The organism is Pseudomonas sp. 273 (assembly GCF_029201425.1).
In the GTDB taxonomy this organism is placed as follows: Bacteria; Pseudomonadota; Gammaproteobacteria; order Pseudomonadales; family Pseudomonadaceae; genus Pseudomonas; species Pseudomonas delhiensis.
Map to the genome: position 1 here is coordinate 6,968,110 of NZ_CP116775.1, position 18,182 is coordinate 6,986,291.

Genomic DNA, 18,182 nt, shown 5'->3' on the forward strand with positions numbered 1-18,182 from the left:
CGGATGGAACGGGAGAACGACAATGCGTTGGGGTGCCTATTCCGCTGTCTGCCTGTCGGTCATCAGCATCGGCCTGGCCCTCGGCCTGACCATGCCGCTGGTGTCCCTGCGCCTGGAGGGCTGGGGCTACGGCAGTTTCGCCATCGGCGTGATGGCCGCCACACCGGCCGCCGGCGTGCTGCTCGGCGCGCTGATCTCCGGGCGCCTGGCCGCGCGCCTGGGCACGCCGCGGCTGATGCGCTGGTGCCTGCTCAGCGGGGCCTTTTCCGTCGGCCTGCTGGCGCTGCTGCAGAGCTACCCGGTGTGGCTGCTGCTGCGCCTGCTGATCGGCGTGCAACTGACCGTGGTGTTCATCCTCGGCGAAAGCTGGATCAACCAGCTGGCGGTGGAGAAATGGCGCGGCCGCCTGGTGGCCCTGTACGGCACCGGCTATGCGCTGAGCCAGCTGTCCGGGCCGGTGCTGCTGACCTTCATCGGCACCGCCGACGACCGTGGCTTCTGGCTCGGCGTCGGCCTGTTGGTGTTCGGCTCGTCGCTGTTGATAGGTCGCAGCGGCGCGCCCCGGGTCGATCCGCACAGCGCCTCGGGGCGCGGGTTGTTCGCCTTCTGCGCCAAGCTGCCGGCCGTCGCCTGGGCGGTGGTGCTGTTCGCCGGCTTCGAGGCGATGATCCTCACCCTGCTGCCGGTCTACGGTGTGCGCCAGGGCTTCACCCAGGCGGTGGCGCTGACCATGGTCACGGTGGTGGTGGTCGGCGATGCGCTGCTGCAGCTGCCCATCGGCTGGCTGGCCGACCGCGTGTCGCGCCAGGCGCTGTTCAAGGGCTGCGGCATCGTCCTGCTGCTGAGCAGCCTGGGCATCCCGCTGCTGCTGCACGGGCCGGCGATCTGGCCGGTGCTGGTGCTGTTCGGCGCGAGCGCCGGCGGGCTGTTCACCCTGTCGTTGATCCTCATCGGCGAGCGCTACCGCGATGACGCGCTGGTCCGCGCCAACGCGCACATCGCCCAGCTGTGGGGCATCGGCTGCCTGATCGGGCCGCTGACCACCGGCGCGGTCAGCCAGTGGGTGAGCGGCCATGCGCTGCCGCTGATGATGGCCCTGGGCGCCTTCGGCTTCGTCGTGCTGGTGTGGCGCAAGGGCCTGCCGCCGGTGGAACTGCAGGGCGATGAACTACCCGAGGTGAGTGGGCGCTGAGGCCCGCCGATTGCGCCGAGGCGCTCTTCGTAGGGCGCATAACGCCCCAAGCGTTATCCGCCGTCATCCTGGCGCCGATGTGCCAGCCAACGGCGGATAACCGCGAACGGTTATGCGCCCTACGGTTCCGGGGGAGCATCGGCGGGCCCTACAACATCCTCTCCAGGCCGATTGCGCCGGCGATCCAGGCGTTGAAGCGGCGCCACAGGCTGCCCGGCTCGTGGTGCAGCACCCGTGGGTGGCCGTCGATCTCGTCGACCCAGGTCAGCCGCGGGCGGCTGCCGCTGCGGTCGATGCGCACCTGGTAGCTGACGCTGGGCGACATCCCGGCCAGCGCCAGCTTGCGCGTCTGTTCCGCCAGCGCCGGGCTGTCGACGATGACGCCGACCTCGGTGTTCCAGATGATCGAGCGCGGATCGAAGTTGAAGGAGCCGATGAACACCTGGCGCCGGTCGAAGACGATCGCCTTGCTGTGCAGGCTGGCGCTGCTGGAGCCGCGCACCGTCCAGGGCGCGCCGGCCAGGCGCTGGTCCGGCTGGGCGCGCAGCTCGTGGAGCTTCACCCCGTGCTCCAGCAGGGCCATGCGGTAGGGCGCGTAGCCGGCGTGCACGGCCGGCACGTCGGTGGCCTCCAGGGAGTTGGTCAGCAGGCGCACGCTGACGCCCCGGTCGGCGCGGCCGGTGAGGTAGGTGACGCCGCTGTCGGTGGGCACGAAGTAGGCCGAGACCAGGATCAGCTCCTTCGACACCTGGCGGAACAGCGGGTCGAGCTGGGTGCTCAGTTGTTGCTGCGGGCGGCTCTGGCCGCGGTCCAGGACCTTCAGCGGGTCGTCCCAGATGGCCCGGCCGGGGGCCCAGACCAGATCGTCGAGCCAGCTGTCGAGGTTGGTCGAGGCGCCGCGCAGGTGCAGGCGCTGCAGGTAGGCCGAGTGGCGCACCCGGCTCTTCTCCAGGTAGCTGTCCAGGTGGCGCCGGGCGCGTTCGAGGTCGGCGCGCTCGGGCTTGCCCCACAGGTAGTCCTCGATGGGCCGGCTGATGGCGCTGTTCCAGTACTGGTCGAAGCTCTGCCCCAGCTCCGCGGCCACCGGGCCGACGCCGAGCAGGTCGAGGTCGCTGAAGTTCATTTCCGCCTTGGCGCCGAAGTACTCGTCGCCCAGGTTGCGCCCGCCGACGATGGCCACGCTGTTGTCGGCCAGCCACAGCTTGTTGTGCATGCGCCGGTGCTGCTCGGCGAGGTTGAACAGGCGCCCGAGGTTGCGCGTGATGCCGGTGCTGCGGCCCAGGTGCAGCGGGTTGAACAGGCGCACCTGGATGTTCGGGTGGGCGGCCAGGGTGCCGATCTCGTAGTCCCAGCCGTCGCTGCTGGTGTCGTCGATCAGCACGCGCACGCGCACGCCGCGGTCGGCGGCCTTGAGCAGCTCGTGGATGAGCGCGCGGGTAGTGAGGCCGTCGTGGACGATGTAGTACTGGATGTCCAGGCTGCGCTGGGCGGCGCGGATCAGCTCGGCGCGGGCGAGGAAGGCGTCGCTGCTGGAGGCCAGCAGGCGGAAGCCGGAGGCGCCGGGGTGCGCCGCCGCGCGCCGCTGCACGGCGTCGCCGAGGGCCGTGCCGCTCGGCGACAGGGCGTGGGAGGGCGTGGGCAGGGGAACGCTGGCGCAGCCGCCGAGCAACAGCAGCGCCAGCAACAGGAAGCGTTGTAGCAAGCGGGAGTCTCCTGGCGTCCCGGTTGGCGGGACTGCGGAGATTCTAGCCGCTCAGCGCCTCCTTGAAGCGATACCAGGCCATGCCCAGCGCCAGCAGCGGCGAACGCAGCAGCCTGCCGCCGGGGAAGGTGATGTGCGGGACCTTGGCGAACAGCTCGAAGCCGCTGCCCTGCTGCCCGGCGATCGCCTCGGCGAGCAGCTTGCCGGCCAGGTGGGTGGCGTTCACCCCGTGGCCGGAATAGGCCTGGGCGAAGTACACGTTGGGCTGGTCGGGCAGGCGGCCGATCTGCGGCAGGCGGTTGGCGCCGATGCCGATCATGCCGCCCACTGGTAGTCGATGCGCACCTCGGCCAGGTGCGGGAACACCTTGAGCATCTTCGGCTGCATGTAGGCGGCGATGTCCGCCGGGTCGCGCCCGGAATAGTGGCAGGCGCCGCCGAACAGCAGGCGGTTGTCGGCCGAGAGGCGGTAGTAGTCCAGGGCCACGCGCTGGTCGCACACCGCCATGTTCTGCGGCAGCAGCTCGTGGGCCAGGTCGGCGGGCAACGGCTCGGTGGCGATGACGTAGCTGCCGGCCGGCAGCACCTTGCCGTCGAGGTAGTTGTTCAGGCCGTTCTGGTAGGCGTTGCAGCCGATCACCAGGGTCCTGGCGCGCACGCTGCCCTTGGCGGTGCGCACGCGCACCTCGGCGCCGTAGTCGATGTGGGTGACCTGGGAATCCTCGAACAGGCGCACGCCCAGGGATTGCGCGGCGGCCGCCTCGCCCAGGGCGAGGTTGAGCGGGTGCAGGTGGCCCGAGCCCATGTCGACCATGCCGCCGACGTAGCAGTCGGCGCCGACGATGCCGCGCATCTCCTCCTGCGGGACCAGGCGCAGTTCATGGGTGTAGCCCAGGCCCTTGAGCTCCTCGTAGTCCTCGCGGAAGCCCTCGACGTCCGAGGCTTTGTTGGCCAGGTCGCAGTAGCCCCAGGTCAGGTCGCAGTCGATACCGTACGTCTCCACGCGCTGGCGCACGATCTGCACCGCCTCCAGGCCCATCAGCTTGAGCTGGCGCACGCCGTCCTTGCCGATCACCGGCGCGAACTGCTCGACGCCGTGGCCGACGCCGCGGATCAGCTGCCCGCCGTTGCGCCCGCTGGCGCCCCAGCCGATCTTGTGGGCCTCCAGCAGGACCACCGAGAAGCCGCGCTCGGCCAGCTCGATGGCGGTGTTCAGCCCGGAGAAGCCGCCGCCGATGATGCACACGTCAGCCTTTTCCTCGCCGGCCAGGGGAGGGCACTCGATGCGACGGTTGACGGTCGCGGCGTAGTAGGAAGGGGCGTGCTGGTCGGTGTGCACCGGGAGGCGAACGCGGGCGTTCATGTGCGATATCCTGATTATAGTGTTGTTAAAATTTTACGCAGGATAAACGCCGGCTTCCCGCCACGCCAAGGGGGAAGCCGCAAAAGTTCGACAGGCTGTTGCGATCAGTCGGGAATCGGCAGGGTCAGGCTTTCCTTGACCTCTTCCATGACGATGTAGCTCTTCGACTCGCGCACGTGGGGCAGCTTCAGCAGGATGTCGCCGAGCAGCTTGCGGTAGGAGGCCATCTCCGAGATGCGCGCCTTCACCAGGTAGTCGAAGTGGCCGGACACCAGGTGGCACTCCAGCACGTGGGGCAGCTTGAGCACCGCGCGGCGGAAGTCCTCGAAGGTGTCGCCGGACTTGTAGTCCAGGCTGATCTCGACGAACACCAGCAGGCTGGCCTTGAGGTACTGTGGGTTCAGCCGGGCGTTGTAGCCCATGATGATCCCTTCGCGCTCCAGGCGCCGCACGCGCTCGGTGCAGGGGGTGGTGGAGAGGCCGACGCGCTCGCCCAGCTCGGTGAAGGAAATGCGCCCTTCTTCCTGGAGGATGCGCAGGATATTGCGGTCGATCTTGTCCAGTTCGCGGCGGCTTTGGTGCTGGGTTCTCATGGAGGCTGCTCGGGGCGGTGCTTATGGTTGGTGATTGTCGCCAAATATAGACGTTAAGCCAGTGGATATCACTGCCCTTGATCTTCTGCGGGCACGCCGCCAGCCTGTTCCCAGGTCCGCGCCGGATGCGCGGGCCTTCCACTCCGCCGCTGGAGCCTGGCATGCGCTCGACCCGTACCCGAATCCTGCTGTTGCTGGCGCTGCTCGTGGTGCTGCTCGCCGTCTGGGCGGGGCAGGCCCGGCAGCGGCTGCTCGCGGAGCAGGGCATCACCGGCCTGGACTGGCAGGGGCCGGGCATTTCATTGGACGGTCTGACGCTGCAACGGCTGGCCGTAACGCGGGAAAAATCCGCTTCACTCCTGGAAATCCAGGCTGATCAGCTGCGCCTGGGCTGGCCGCGGCGCATCGACGGGCGCTGGCGCCTGGGCGGCCTGGAGCTGCAGCGGCTGCACGTGGGGTCCTGGCCCTCCGCCGCGGCGACGGAAGCGCCGGGGGAATGGCCGACGCCCGACCAGGTGGGCCTGTGGCTCGGCCTGCTGCCGCAGCGGGCCGTCCTGCAGCGCGCCGAGTTCGAACTGCCCTGCGCTGGGCAGCAGCGCTGCACCCTGGTCGGCAGCCTGCACTGGCAGCAGCTGCCCGGCAATGCCGCGTCCCTGGCCGCCGAACTGCAGCAAGGCGGCCAGCGCCTGGCCCTCGACGGCACCCTGCGCCCGGAACAGGACGCCTGGCGGCTGGCGCTGAAGGCCGATCTGGACGGCGAACGCCTGGCCGACCTCGACGCCAGCTGGGCGCCGGCCGAGCGCCATTGGCGCGGCAGCCTGGCCAGCCCTGGAGTGCCACCGCTGGACGCCGTGCGCGCCTGGCTGGCGCCCTGGTTGCCGACGCCGACCCTGCCGGTTTCCCTGCCCGAGGCCGGGCGCCTGCGCCTGAGCTGGGACAGTACCCTGGGCGGCGACGGCCCCTGGCCGGACTGGCCCGCACTGCGCGACAGCCAGGGTGAACTGGAGCTGGCCATGCAACTGCCGCAGCCCTGGCCGCTGCCGGGCCTGGGCGCCTTGCAGGGCGACCTGCAGTTGCAGGCGGTAGCGACCCAGCCGGGACAGTGGCGGCCGCGGGTGCTGGACGGCGACCTCTACCTGGCCGACCTCTATGGCGACTGGCTGCAGGCGCTGCCGGTCGGCCTGCGCCCGGCCAACCTGCGCCTGGGCCTGCAGCCCGACGACAGCGCCCCCGGCGCGGTACGCCTGGACCTGCGCGGCAAGGGCGCCAGCGAGCTGCGCCTGCAGGGCGTGCTGGCGCTGGTCGAGGGCGAAGCCTTGTCCCTGGCCCTGAGTCAGGCCCGCCTGCAGGCCCAGGTGTCGGACCTGCAACTGCCCGGCCTGCGTCTGGGCAAGGCGGCGCTCGACCTGCCGCTGGACGGCGAGATTGGCCAGGCCGCGGCCAGCCTGCGCCTGGGCAAGGGCGCCAAGCTAGGCTTGGGCAGCCTGGCCGGCCCCCAGGGGCTGAAGGCCAGCAAGCTCAGTGCGATACCGGACAAGGCCACGCTGGCCCTGGGGTATGCCGCCGGCCAGCCCTTCAGCCTGGGCTTCGACGGCGCCGTGCAACTGGCGGTCGGCGAGCTGCGCCAGGCGCACCTCAAGCCGCTCGCCTGGAGCTACCAGGGCCAGCTCGGCGCCGGCCTGGCCCAGCAGCAGCTCAAGGGCCGGTTGCAGAATAGCGGGGGCCTGGCCGCCGACGTCGAGTTGCGACACCAGGCCGATGGCGCCCTGGACGTTACGGCGCAACTGCCGGAATTCTTCCTGCGCAGCGGCAACCCGCTGGCGGCCAGCCTGGCCGACTGGCCGGCGCTGCTCAGCCTGAACAACGGCCGCCTGCAGGTCCGCGCGCAGTGGCGCCTGCCGCCGGGGCAGGTCGCCCAGCAACTGGACCTGACGCTGAACGGCCGTGGCCTGGAAGGCGTCTACGACCGCAGCGAAATCCACGGCCTGGACGGCGAGGCGAAACTGCAGCTGCGCGGCTCGCAGCTGACGCTGCAGTTGCCCGGCCTGCGCGTGGCGCAGCTCAACCCCGGCGTGCTGCTCGGGCCCCTGCAGTTCCAGGGCGGCTACAGCGCCGGCCTGGACCAGCCGCTGGCCGGCCGCCTGGACTGGCGCCAGGCCGAGCTGAAGCTGTTCGGCGGCCGCGCCTGGCTGGACGCCGGCGTGCTGCAGCTGGCCCGCGACAACCCGGCGCAGAGCCTGCACCTGCAGGGCGTGCTGCTGGAGGAAATCCTCAAGGCCTACCCCGCCGAGGGCCTGGCCGGCAACGGCATCCTCGACGGCGAGCTGCCGCTGCTGATCGGCCCGGCCGGGCTGCGCATCCAGGGCGGCCAGGTGGCCGCGCGGCAGCCGGGCACCCTGCAGTTCCGCTCGGAGAAGATCCGCGCCCTCGGCCAGAGCAACCCGGCCATACAACTGGTGGCGACCATGCTCGACGACTTCCGCTACGAGCGCCTGGCCAGCCGCGTGGATTATGCTGAGGGCGGCCGCCTGCTCCTGGCCCTGGCCATCAGCGGCCGCAACCCGGCGCTGGAGCAGGGGCGGCCGGTGAACCTCAACGTCAACCTGGAGGAGAACATCCCGGACCTGCTGACCAGCCTGCAGCTGAGCGACCGGGTCAGCGACACCATCCGCAAGCGCGTGCAGGAACGCCTGCGCAACCCGCCACCTGCCGCGCCCTGATCGCAAGGAGAACCGCATGCGCCCAAGCGCACTCATCGCCGTCCTGGCCCTGCTCGGGCTCAGCCAGGGCTGTACGCCGACGGTACAGCTGGCGGCGCCCAAGGAGCCGATCAACATCAACCTCAACGTGAAGATCGAGCACGAGATCTACATCAAGGTCGACAAGGCCCTGGATGGCATCATCAACGAGAACAGCGGTCTGTTCTGAGGAGCTTCTACATGACACTGCGCAGCAAACTCGGCGTCGCCCTGCTGGCCCTTTGCGTCAGCCTGCCGGCCCTGGCCATGAGCCTGGAGCAGGCCATGTCGGCCCTGGGCGGGGCCAAGGCCCAGGGCCTGGTCGGCGAGCAGCCCGACGGCTATCTCGGGGTGGTCAGCAACAGCGGCCAGGCGGCCGACATCGCCGCCCAGATCAACGCCGCGCGCCGCGCCGAGTACCAGAAGGTGGCCGGCCAGAGCGGCGCCAAGCTCGGCGACGTGGAGGCCCTGGCCGGGCAGAAGGCCATGGACCGCACCCCGGCCGGGCAATACATCCAGCTCAACGGCAAGTGGGTGCGCAAGTAAGGGGATTTCCCTGGTGGCGCCGCCTGTCGGGCGGCGCCTGCGACCCGCCGTCGCGGCAGCGCTTATTCCTGCCGGCCCCGCCCCCGGCGGGAGTAATTCCCGTGTTCGCCGAAGCCCACCGAATTAGTTGCTGAAAACCGCGATCCGACATAGTTGCATGGCTATGGGTTTTTCAGGTGTTTTTGTGGATTGTCTGGTGGATGCGCCTCCATGAAAGGCCTTTCTGCCAAGAATTTTCTTCAATTACAGCCTGTTAAATAGTGATTATTTCTGCGGTCGAATTCCTATACTGCGCGCATCTGACGTTCAAAATAAGAAACGTCGCGTGCCCCACGCGACGTAGGAGGCAGCGATGCGCGTTCTGGTCCTTGGCAGCGGTGTGATCGGCACCGCCAGTGCTTACTATCTGGCCCGTTCCGGCTTCGAAGTGGTGGTGGTCGACCGCCAACCCGGCCCGGCCCTGGAAACCAGCTTCGCCAACGCCGGCCAGGTTTCCCCCGGCTACGCCTCGCCCTGGGCCGCCCCGGGCATCCCGCTCAAGGCCATGAAGTGGCTGCTGGAGAAGCACGCTCCGCTGGCCATCAAGCTCACCGGCGACCCCAGCCAGTACGCCTGGATGTGGCAGATGCTGCGCAACTGCAACGCCGCCAGCTACGCGGTGAACAAGGAGCGCATGGTGCGCCTGTCCGAGTACAGCCGCGATTGCCTCGACGAGCTGCGCGCCGAGACCGGCATCGCCTACGAAGGCCGCACCCTGGGAACCACCCAGCTGTTCCGCACCCAGGCCCAGCTCGACTCCGCCGCCAAGGACATCGCCGTGCTGGAAAGCTCCGGCGTGCCCTATGAAGTCCTCGACCGCGCCGGCATCGCCCGCGTCGAACCGGCCCTGGCCAAGGTGGCCGACAAGCTGGTCGGCGCCCTGCGCCTGCCCAACGACCAGACCGGCGACTGCCAGATGTTCACCACCAAGCTGGCCGAGCTGGCCCAGGGCCTGGGCGTGGAGTTCCGCTTCAACCAGAACATCCAGCGCCTGGACTTCGCCGGCGACCGCATCAACGGCGTCTGGATCGATGGCCAGCTGGTCACTGCCGACCACTACGTGCTGGCCCTGGGCAGCTACTCGCCGCAGATGCTCAAGCCGCTGGGCATCGACGCCCCGGTCTATCCGCTCAAGGGCTACTCGCTGACCGTGCCGATCACCAACCCGGACATGGCGCCGACCTCGACCATCCTCGACGAGACCTACAAGGTCGCCATCACCCGCTTCGACCAGCGCATCCGCGTCGGCGGCATGGCCGAGATCGCCGGTTTCGACCTGTCGCTGAACCCGCGCCGCCGCGAAACCCTGGAAATGATCACCACCGACCTCTACCCCGAGGGCGGCGACGTCAGCCAGGCGACCTTCTGGACCGGCCTGCGCCCGGCCACCCCGGACGGCACCCCGATCGTCGGCGGCACCCGCTACCGCAACCTGTACCTGAACACCGGCCACGGCACCCTGGGCTGGACCATGGCCTGCGGTTCGGGCCGCTACCTGGCCGACCTGATGGCGAAGAAGCGCCCGCAGATCAGCACCGACGGCCTGGACATTTCCCGCTATAGCAATGCCTCGGAGAGCCAGAATGGCCATCCAGCGCCTGCACACTAATGGCCGCATGAGCCAGATCGTCGTCCACAACGGCACCGTCTACCTGGCGGGCCAGGTGGGCGACGACATGGGCGCCGGCATCGAGCAGCAGACCCGCGAGGTCCTGGCCAGCATCGAGCGCCTGCTCGAGGAGGCCGGCAGCGACAAGACGCGCATCCTCTCGGTGACCATCTACCTGAAGGACATCGACGCGCACTTCGCCGGCATGAACGCCGTCTGGGACCAGTGGCTGCCGCAAGGCACCGCCCCGGCCCGCGCCACCGTGGAGGCCAGGCTCTGCGAGCCGGAGATCCTGGTGGAGATGTCGGTGGTCGCGGCGCTGCCGTAAACCTTTGCGTGGGGCCTGGTCGGATTGCCAGGCCTTTTTTTGCTTCATGGCCTTCGCCGGGCGAGTCCGCCCGCGAATCGTCATACCCGAATAACAGAGAGTTCCCGCCATGCGTCCAGCCCGTGCCCTGATCGACCTCCAGGCCCTGCGCCACAACTACCGCCTGGCCCGCGAAGTCAGTGGCGCGCGTGCGCTGGCGGTGGTCAAGGCCGATGCCTACGGCCACGGCGCGGTGCGCTGCGCCAGGGCCCTGGAGGCGGAAGCCGACGGCTTCGCCGTGGCCTGCATCGAAGAGGCCCTGGAGCTGCGCGAAGCCGGCATCCGCGCGCCCATCCTGCTGCTGGAAGGTTTCTTCGAGGCCAGCGAGCTGGAGCTGATCGAGCGCCATGACTTCTGGTGCGTGGTGCACTCGGCCTGGCAACTGGAGGCCATCGAGCGAGCGCGCCCGGCCAGGCCGCTGACGCTCTGGCTGAAGATGGACTCGGGCATGCACCGCGTCGGCTTCTTCCCGCAGGACTACGCCGCCGCCCTGGCGCGCCTGCAGGACCTGCCGCACGTGGCCAAGGTGGTGCTGATGAGCCACTTCGCCCGCGCCGACGAGCTGGACTGCGTGTGCACCGAGGAGCAGGTCGCCGCCTTCGAGGCCGTGCGCGCCGGCCTGGGCCAGCCCTACGAGGTCAGCCTGCGCAATTCTCCCGGCATCCTCGGCTGGCCGGGCGTGCCCAGCGACTGGGTGCGCCCGGGCATCATGCTCTACGGCGCCACCCCCTTCGAACAGGCCCAGCCGCTGGCCGACCAGCTGCGCCCGGTGATGACCCTCGAGTCGCAGGTCATCGGCGTGCGCGAACTGCCGGCGGGCGAGCCGGTGGGCTATGGCGCGCGCTACGTCGCCGAGCGCCCGGTGCGCGTCGGCGTGGTCGCCATGGGTTACGCCGACGGCTACCCGCGCCATGCGCCGGACGGCACCCCGGTGTTCATCGACGGCCAGGCCAGCCGCATCATCGGCCGGGTGTCCATGGACATGCTCACCGTCGACCTCACCGACCTGCCCGGCGCCGGCCTTGGCAGCCGCGTCGAGCTGTGGGGGCCGAACGTCCCGGCCAGCGCACTCGCCAGCCTGTGCGGCAGCATCCCCTACCAATTGTTCTGCAACCTCAAGCGCGTACCGCGTGTCTACAGCGGCGACTGAGCGACGAACTGTGTAAAGTTTGCGCAGTATCTGAGACCGATCTGTTGTAAATACTGAACGGTGTTGCCATGATACGGAGCACTTCGGAACCCGCTCGCCGCAAGGCGCAGGCGGGTTCCGGCCGTTAGAGCCTGGCAGAACAAGAAATTAAGGAGGACTCCACCCTTGGACGTTGGCGCTCGTCTGCAAGCCATCCGCAAACTCAAAGGGCTGTCCCAGCGTGAACTCGCCAAGCGCGCGGGCGTCACCAACAGCACCATCTCGATGATCGAGAAGAACAGCGTCAGCCCGTCGATCAGCTCCCTGAAGAAGGTGCTGGGCGGCATTCCCATGTCCCTGGTGGAATTCTTCTCGCTGGACATCGAGCAGGACAGCAACACCCAGGTGGTCTACAAGGCGGACGAACTCAGCGACCTGTCCGACGGCGACATCGTCATGAAGCTGATCGGCAAGGCCTACCCCAGCCGCGCCATCACGCTGCTCGACGAGACCTACCCGCCAGGCGCCGATACCGGCAACGACATGTACTCCCACGAAGGCGAGGAGACCGGTGTGCTGGTCGAAGGCCGCCTGGAACTGACCGTCGGCGACGAGGTGTACATCCTCGAGAGCGGCGACAGCTACTATTTCGACAGTACCCGCCCGCACCGCTTCCGCAACCCCTTCGAGGCGCCGGCGAGGCTGATCAGCGCGACGACTCCGGCAAATTTTTAGAGGCGGCTGAGCCGCCTGCGACCGTATGACGCAAGGCCTCCGCGGCCCTTGCAATTGTTTCAGGCGCGCGGTCTTCCGTTATACTTGCGCCCGCCCGCGCCGCCGAGACTGCGATGGATACCGTGCCCGGGCGTACAAGCCACGATGAGGGTAAAAGGGTGAACCTGATAAAGAAAATCCTGGTGGCCCAGGCCGCCGTACTGGCCCTGCTGGCCGCTGGCGCCCAAGCCACGACCAATGACGACATCGCCAAGCGCCTGGAACCGGTGGGCAAGGTCTGCGTCCAGGGCAAGGAGTGCGAAGGCGTCGGCGCCGTCGCTTCCGCCGGAGGTGGCGGTGCGCCGCGTTCGGGCGAAGAGATCGTCGGCAAGGTCTGCACCAACTGCCACGGCACCGGCCTGCTGGGCGCGCCCAAGGTGGGCGACAAGGGCGAGTGGGGCAAACGCGCCAAGGAGCAGGGCGGCCTCGACGGCCTGCTGGCCAAGGCCATCTCCGGCATCAACGCCATGCCGCCGAAAGGCACCTGCGCCGACTGCTCGGACGACGAGCTGAAGGCCGCCATCGAGCACATGTCCGGCCTCTGATCCACGGCCTGACCTGACAGGAAAAGCCGCTTACGGGCTGATGCTGTCCGCTTAAGAAAGAATGCCGTTTCTCTGTTTGGGGAAACGGCATTTTTCATAGGGGGCTTCGTTTGCGGTTATGGCCCTGCGCCCCGATCCCCAACCCGTCATTCCCGCGAACGCGGGACGCGGCTCCATCGCGAACAGCGCTTGCGCTGGCCCGAAGGGGAATGACCCAGAAGCGTGGGGGCTTGGTGTAGCGCGCCGCTCCGAGTGCTCGGACGTTTCTCTGGAAACCAGTAGGGCGCATAACGCCTACGGCGTTATCCGCCGAATCGCGGACAGAGTCCGCTCCTGCGGTTCAGGGAAGCACGGGTGTAGGAGCGGACTTTGTCCGCGATTGGATTCACCGGCCACGCCGGCCACCCCGGTGGCACGAACGGCCCCCTCTCCCTCCGGGAGAGGGCTGGGGAGAGGGCGCGGAGGTAGGTCGAGCGCCTTCGCTGAACCACCGCATCGCTTGAATGAAAAGACGGCGGAGCGTCCCCGGCGGTTTCCGGTCCAAACTGGACAGGGAACCCACGGAGGATCGCACCTTGGCGCACCGCTGCACCCTCGACGAAGTCGTCGACCGACTGTTGGCCGGGCTCGATGGCCCGATACGCCTGGGCCTGCCCTGGGCCTTGGCAAGCCCAACCATCTGGTCAACCAGCTCTACCGGCGCCTGGGCGAGCAGCCGGCGCGCCAGCTGACGCTCTACACCGCGCTGTCGCTGGGCCGGCCCCGGGCCGGCAGCGAGCTGCAGCGGCGCTTCCTCGAACCCTTCGTCGAGCGCCTGTACGGCGACTACCCGGAACTCGACTACCTGCGCGACCTGCGCCAGGGCAGCCTGCCGCCGAACGTGCGCGTCGAGGAGTTCTACCTGCAGCCGGGCAGCCTGCTGGACAGCGCGCCGGCGCAGCAGAACTACATCAGTTGCAACTACAGCCACGTCGCCCGCGACCTCGACGCCAAGGGCATCAACGCCGTGGCCCAGCTGGTCGCCCGCGACCCGGCGCGCCCCGGCAGGCTGAGCCTGTCGTGCAACCCGGACATCACCCTCGACCTGCTGCCCATGCTGCGCCGCCGCCGCGCGGCCGGCGAGCGCATCCTCTGTATCGCCGTGGTGCACCGCGACCTGCCGTACATGCCGGGCGACGCCGAGGTCGACGAGGACGTCTTCGACCTGCTGGTGGAGCAGCCGGCGGACGCCAGCACGCTGTTCTCCACGCCCTACATGCCGGTGGGCTGGCAGGACCACTGCATCGGCCTGCACGCCAGCGCCCTGGTGCGCGACGGCGGCACCCTGCAGGTCGGCATCGGCGCCATGGGCGATGCCGTGACCTCGGCGCTGCTGCTGCGCCAGCGCGACAACGCCGCCTACCGCGACCTGCTGGCGGCCCTGGCGGTGCCGCAGCGCCACGGGCAATTGATCGACCGCGAGGGCGGGCTGGGCCCCTTCAGCGAAGGCCTCTACGGTTGCAGCGAGATGTTCGTGCCGGGCCTGCTGGACTTGGCCGAGGCCGGCGTGCTGGGGCGGCGGGTCTATCCACAGGTACAGCAGCAGCGTGCGGACGCCGGCGAGGCCGTGCCCGGCGGTGTCTGGCTGCATGGCGGCTTTTTCCTCGGCCCGCAGGCTTTCTACCAGCGCCTGCGCGAGCTGCCGACCGAACGCCTGGCCGGCATCGGCATGACCGGCATCGGTTTCGTCAACAACCTCTACCACGACGAGGAACTCAAGCGCCAGCAACGTCGCGACGCGCGCTTCATCAACAGCGCCTTCACCGTGACCCTGCTCGGCGCCGGGGTGGCCGACCAGCTGGAGGACGGCCGCGTGGTCAGCGGCGTCGGCGGGCAGTACAACTTCGTCGCCCAGGCCCACGAGCTGCACGGCGGGCGCTCCATCCTGTTGCTGCGCAGCTGGCGCGAGAGCGGCGGCGAGGTCAGCTCGAACATCGTCTGGAACTACGGCCACACCACCATCCCGCGGCACCTGCGCGACATGGTGGTGACCGAGTACGGCATCGCCGACCTGCGCGGCCGGAACGACGCCGAGGTGATCGAAGCGCTGCTGGCCATCGCCGACTCGCGCTTCCAGGACGGCCTGATCGCCGAGGCCAAGGCGGCGGGCAAGCTGCCGGCGGACTTCGAGTTGGACCGGCGCTACCGCGACAACCTTCCCGAGCGCCTGCAGGCACTGTGCGCGCAGCACCGCGAGGCGTTGCCGGAATACCCGCTGGGCTGCGATTTCACCCCGGAGGAACGCGACTTGCTGCGGGCTCTGACCTGGCTGAAGAGCAAGCTCAGGCTCAGCGAGATCCTCGAACTGGGCAAGGCCACTCTGGACGCGCCGGAGCCGGAAGCCTTCCCGGCACACCTGCAGCGCATGGGCCTGGAGCAGCCGGACGGCTTGCGCGAGGAGCTCTACCAGCGCCTGATCCTCGCCGGCCTGCACGCCACCCGGAACGGCTTTGTGTAGGAGCGAGCTTGCTCGCGAACGACCCCGCTGCGGAATCCGTTCGCGAGCAAGCTCGCTCCTACGAAGAGAATGGAGGGCATGAAAAAGGCGGGAACCCTTGCCGGGCGCCCGCCTTTTTCACGTCTCGGTCCGGATCAGTCGAGGAACTCGACCTCGCCACCCGCCAGGGACTTCACCCGGGCCAGGGATTCGACGCGGTAGCCTTCGCTTTCCAGCAGCTTGCGGCCGTCCTGGAAGGACTTCTCGATGACGATGCCCAGGCCGGCGATGCTCGCCCCGGCCTGCTGGATCAGGTCGATCAGCGCCTTGGCGGCGTGGCCGTTGGCGAGGAAGTCGTCGATCACCAGCACGTGGTCGGCGGCGGTCAGGTGCCGCGCGGAGATGGCGATAGTGCTCTCGGTCTGCTTGGTGAAGGAGAACACCTTGGAGATCAGCAGGTCGTTCTTCAGCGTCAGCGACTGGAACTTGCGGGCGAAGATCACCGGGATGCCCAGCTCGAGGCCGGCCATGACCGCCGGGGCGATGCCCGAGGCCTCGATGGTGACGATCTTGGTGATGCCCTGGCCCTTGAAGCGCTCGGCGAACTCGTGGCCGATCTGCTTCATCAGCAGCGGGTCGATCTGGTGGTTGAGGAAGGCGTCTACCTTGAGGACCTGGTCCGACAGGACGATGCCTTCGCTACGGATTTTGTCTTTGAGGGTGTTCAATTTTGGTGCTTCCTGGCGAAGCTGCTGTCGCGGGTGAAGCGCGCAATTCTACCTCGGAAGCACCGGCCTGCGCGACCTTCCGACAAAAGAAGAAGCTGATCGGGTGGACAGCTTCCGCTGGCCGTCGCCGTGGCATTCCATTGTAGGAGCGGGCCCTGCGCGCGAATCGCGGGCAGGGCCCGCTCCTACAGGTTGGCGGCGCATTTCCCGTCCGTGCCGGACGGCCATCGCGATAGTTGCTCCTACGAAGACGCAGGCTCTGCCGGGCTTCAGCGCTTGAGCAGCGCGCGGATGTCCGCCAGGGCGGCGTTGCCCTTGGCCGCCTTCACTTCCTGGGGCGCGTCCTCCTGGCCTTCCCAGACCAGGTCTTCCGGCGGCAGCTCGTCGAGGAAGCGGCTCGGCGAGCAGTCGATGATCTCGCCGTACTGCTTGCGCTTGGCGGCGAAGGTCATGGCCAGGTTCTTCTTCGCCCGGGTGATGCCGACGTAGGCCAGGCGCCGTTCTTCCTCGATGCTGTCGGCCTCGATGCTGGAGCGGTGGGGGAGGATCTCCTCTTCCACGCCGAGGATGAACACGTAGGGGAATTCCAGGCCCTTGGACGCGTGCAGCGTCATCATCTGCACGCCGTCGGCGCCTTCCTCTTCCTCCTGCTGGCGTTCGAGCATGTCGCGCAGGACCAGCTTGGCGATGGCCTGCTCGATGGTCATGTCGCCGTCCTCGTCGCGCTCCAGGGTGTTCTTCAGCGCCTCGATGAGGAACCAGACGTTGCCCATGCGGAAGTCGGCGACCTTGTCGCTGGAGGCGTTCTGCCGCAGCCAGTTCTCGTAGTCGATGTCCATCACCATGCTGCGCAGCGCGCCGATCGGATCGCTGCCGGCGCACTGCTCGCGGACCTTGTCGATGAAGCGCTTGAAGCGCTGCAGGCGTTCGACGTAACGGGCATCCAGGTGTTCGCCCAGGCCCAGCTCGCCGGTGGCGGCGAACATCGAGCAGCCGCGCTCGGTGGCGTAGTTGCCGAGCTTCTCCAGGGTCGCCGAGCCGATCTCGCGGCGCGGCACGTTGATCACCCGGAGGAAGGCGTTGTCGTCGTCCGGGTTCACCAGCAGGCGGAAGTAGGACATCAGGTCCTTCACTTCCTGGCGGGCGAAGAAGCTGGTGCCGCCGGACAGGCGATAGGGAATCTGGTGGTGCTGCAGCTTCAGCTCGATCAGCTTGGCCTGGTAGTTGCCGCGGTAGAGGATGGCGAATTCGCTGTAGGGCCGCTCGGTCTTCAGGTGGATGGTGAGAATCTCCATGGCCACCCGCTCGGCCTCGGCTTCCTCGTTGCGGCAGCGGATCACCCGGATCGGGTCGCCTTCGCCCATCTCGCTCCACAGCTGCTTCTCGAACACGTGGGGGTTGTTGGCGATGAGGATGTTGGCGCACTTGAGGATGCGGCTGGTGGAGCGGTAGTTCTGCTCCAGCATCACCACCTTCAGCGAGGGGAAGTCGTCCTTCAACTGCATCAGGTTTTCCGGGCGCGCGCCGCGCCAGGCGTAGATCGACTGGTCGTCGTCGCCGACCACGGTGAAGTGCGCGCGCTGCTGCACCAGCAGCTTCACCAGCAGGTACTGGCTGGCGTTGGTGTCCTGGTATTCGTCCACCAGCATGTAGCGCACGCGGTTGCGCCACTTCTCGAGGATGTCCGGGTTGTCCTGGAACAGCTTCACCGGCTGCAGGATCAGGTCGTCGAAGTCCACCGCGTTGTACGCGCGCAGGGTGCGCTGGTAGTGCAGGTAGACCATGGCCGCGGTCTGTTCCTTGGGGTTGCGCGCCTTGGCCAGGGCTTCCTCGGGGAGGATCAGGTCGTTCTTCCAGGTACCGATCAGGCCCTTGATCTCGTCCAGGCCGTCGTCGCCGGAGTACTCCTTCTGCATGATGTCCGTCATCAGCGCCTTCACGTCGCTCTCGTCGAAGATCGAGAAGCCGGGCTTGTAGCCCAGGGCGGCGTATTCCTTGCGGATGATGTTCAGGCCCAGGTTGTGGAAGGTGGACACGGTCAGGCCCTTGCCCTCGCCGGGGCGCAGCAGGGTGCTGACGCGCTCCTTCATCTCGCGCGCGGCCTTGTTGGTGAAGGTGACGGCGACGATGTACTGGGCGCGGATGTCGCACTGCTGGACCAGGTAGGCGATCTTGCGGGTGATCACGCTGGTCTTGCCGGAGCCGGCGCCGGCCAGCACCAGCAAGGGGCCGCCGACGTAGTTCACGGCCTCTTGCTGCCGGGGATTGAGTCGGGACATGGGGAAGGAGGAAATTTCATGGCGAAGCGGGCGGCCATTCTACCAGCCCCGCCCGGGGCTGCGGAAAAACGGCGATCTGTGACGCCGTCGCGTTTCGCCGTTT

14 protein-coding genes and 1 pseudogene are annotated in these 18,182 nt (G+C 68.3%); 10 read left to right on the forward strand and 5 right to left on the reverse strand.

The annotated features are described in order from the left end of the window. Positions 1 to 22 precede the first annotated feature (22 nt). On the forward strand, positions 23 to 1,192 hold the full coding sequence (locus tag PKO50_RS31885; protein ID WP_089390757.1) for an MFS transporter: 1,170 nt from the start codon (positions 23 to 25) through the stop codon (positions 1,190 to 1,192). Positions 1,193 to 1,340: 148 nt separating this feature from the next. Here the strand turns inward: PKO50_RS31885 and PKO50_RS31890 are convergent, their stop codons facing one another. The 3 genes and pseudogenes from PKO50_RS31890 to dadR all read right to left on the reverse strand — a co-directional run bounded on the left by PKO50_RS31890 (position 1,341) and on the right by dadR (position 4,849). Further along, a complete protein-coding gene (locus PKO50_RS31890; protein ID WP_275628241.1) occupies positions 1,341 to 2,894 on the reverse strand; it encodes a phospholipase D family protein in 1,554 nt (517 codons plus the stop codon). A 43-nt stretch (positions 2,895 to 2,937) separates the two neighbouring features. Next, positions 2,938 to 4,256, reverse strand: a pseudogene (locus tag PKO50_RS31895) (FAD-binding oxidoreductase). 104 nt (positions 4,257 to 4,360) lie between these two features. Beyond that, positions 4,361 to 4,849, reverse strand: coding sequence for a transcriptional regulator DadR (dadR, locus tag PKO50_RS31900; RefSeq protein WP_009614106.1), 489 nt, complete (start codon positions 4,847 to 4,849; stop codon positions 4,361 to 4,363). Between the two features lie 161 nt (positions 4,850 to 5,010). Between dadR and PKO50_RS31905 the strand changes: the two genes are divergently transcribed. From PKO50_RS31905 to PKO50_RS31945, 9 genes are all read left to right on the forward strand, one after another. Beyond that, complete coding sequence (locus tag PKO50_RS31905; RefSeq protein WP_275628242.1) at positions 5,011 to 7,569, forward strand: YdbH domain-containing protein; 2,559 nt, start codon at positions 5,011 to 5,013, stop codon at positions 7,567 to 7,569. Positions 7,570 to 7,585: 16 nt separating this feature from the next. After that, on the forward strand, positions 7,586 to 7,777 hold the full coding sequence (locus tag PKO50_RS31910) for a YnbE family lipoprotein (RefSeq protein WP_089390761.1): 192 nt from the start codon (positions 7,586 to 7,588) through the stop codon (positions 7,775 to 7,777). 11 nt (positions 7,778 to 7,788) lie between these two features. Then, a complete protein-coding gene (locus PKO50_RS31915; protein ID WP_109937151.1) occupies positions 7,789 to 8,133 on the forward strand; it encodes a YdbL family protein in 345 nt (114 codons plus the stop codon). A gap of 352 nt (positions 8,134 to 8,485) precedes the next feature. After that, positions 8,486 to 9,781: a D-amino acid dehydrogenase gene (gene dadA / locus PKO50_RS31920; protein ID WP_275628243.1), complete on the forward strand. Its 1,296-nt coding sequence runs from the start codon at positions 8,486 to 8,488 to the stop codon at positions 9,779 to 9,781. After that, positions 9,756 to 10,109, forward strand: coding sequence for a RidA family protein (locus PKO50_RS31925; RefSeq protein ID WP_275628244.1), 354 nt, complete (start codon positions 9,756 to 9,758; stop codon positions 10,107 to 10,109). The genes dadA and PKO50_RS31925 overlap by 26 nt, the downstream gene beginning before the upstream one ends. Before the next feature lie 109 nt (positions 10,110 to 10,218). Continuing rightward, entirely contained in the window at positions 10,219 to 11,298 is a 1,080-nt protein-coding gene (gene alr, locus PKO50_RS31930; protein WP_275628245.1) for an alanine racemase, read from the forward strand. A 165-nt stretch (positions 11,299 to 11,463) separates the two neighbouring features. Then, entirely contained in the window at positions 11,464 to 12,012 is a 549-nt protein-coding gene (locus PKO50_RS31935) for a cupin domain-containing protein (protein WP_089390766.1), read from the forward strand. 158 nt (positions 12,013 to 12,170) lie between these two features. Beyond that, positions 12,171 to 12,596, forward strand: a complete 426-nt coding sequence (locus PKO50_RS31940; RefSeq protein ID WP_305888143.1) for a cytochrome c5 family protein — start codon at positions 12,171 to 12,173, stop codon at positions 12,594 to 12,596. 655 nt (positions 12,597 to 13,251) lie between these two features. After that, a complete protein-coding gene (locus tag PKO50_RS31945) occupies positions 13,252 to 15,093 on the forward strand; it encodes an acetyl-CoA hydrolase/transferase C-terminal domain-containing protein (protein ID WP_275630557.1) in 1,842 nt (613 codons plus the stop codon). Between the two features lie 134 nt (positions 15,094 to 15,227). Here PKO50_RS31945 and PKO50_RS31950 read toward each other — a convergent pair whose 3' ends face one another. Together PKO50_RS31950 and rep are read right to left on the reverse strand one after the other, a co-directional pair. Continuing rightward, positions 15,228 to 15,800, reverse strand: a complete 573-nt coding sequence (locus PKO50_RS31950; RefSeq protein WP_109937148.1) for a xanthine phosphoribosyltransferase — start codon at positions 15,798 to 15,800, stop codon at positions 15,228 to 15,230. Positions 15,801 to 16,069: 269 nt separating this feature from the next. Further along, a complete protein-coding gene (gene rep, locus PKO50_RS31955; protein ID WP_275628246.1) occupies positions 16,070 to 18,079 on the reverse strand; it encodes a DNA helicase Rep in 2,010 nt (669 codons plus the stop codon). Between the last annotated feature and the right edge of the window lie 103 nt (positions 18,080 to 18,182).

Bases quoted from the DNA above. Each gene is read 5' to 3' on its own strand.
- PKO50_RS31885 (WP_089390757.1), top strand. From the start codon at position 23: ATGCGTTGGGGTGCCTATTCCGCTGTCTGCCTGTCGGTCATCAGCATC.
- dadR (WP_009614106.1), bottom strand. From the start codon at position 4,849: ATGAGAACCCAGCACCAAAGCCGCCGCGAACTGGACAAGATCGACCGC.
- PKO50_RS31905 (WP_275628242.1), top strand. From the start codon at position 5,011: ATGCGCTCGACCCGTACCCGAATCCTGCTGTTGCTGGCGCTGCTCGTG.
- PKO50_RS31910 (WP_089390761.1), top strand. From the start codon at position 7,586: ATGCGCCCAAGCGCACTCATCGCCGTCCTGGCCCTGCTCGGGCTCAGC.
- PKO50_RS31915 (WP_109937151.1), top strand. From the start codon at position 7,789: ATGACACTGCGCAGCAAACTCGGCGTCGCCCTGCTGGCCCTTTGCGTC.
- dadA (WP_275628243.1), top strand. From the start codon at position 8,486: ATGCGCGTTCTGGTCCTTGGCAGCGGTGTGATCGGCACCGCCAGTGCT.
- PKO50_RS31925 (WP_275628244.1), top strand. From the start codon at position 9,756: ATGGCCATCCAGCGCCTGCACACTAATGGCCGCATGAGCCAGATCGTC.
- alr (WP_275628245.1), top strand. From the start codon at position 10,219: ATGCGTCCAGCCCGTGCCCTGATCGACCTCCAGGCCCTGCGCCACAAC.
- rep (WP_275628246.1), bottom strand. From the start codon at position 18,079: ATGTCCCGACTCAATCCCCGGCAGCAAGAGGCCGTGAACTACGTCGGC.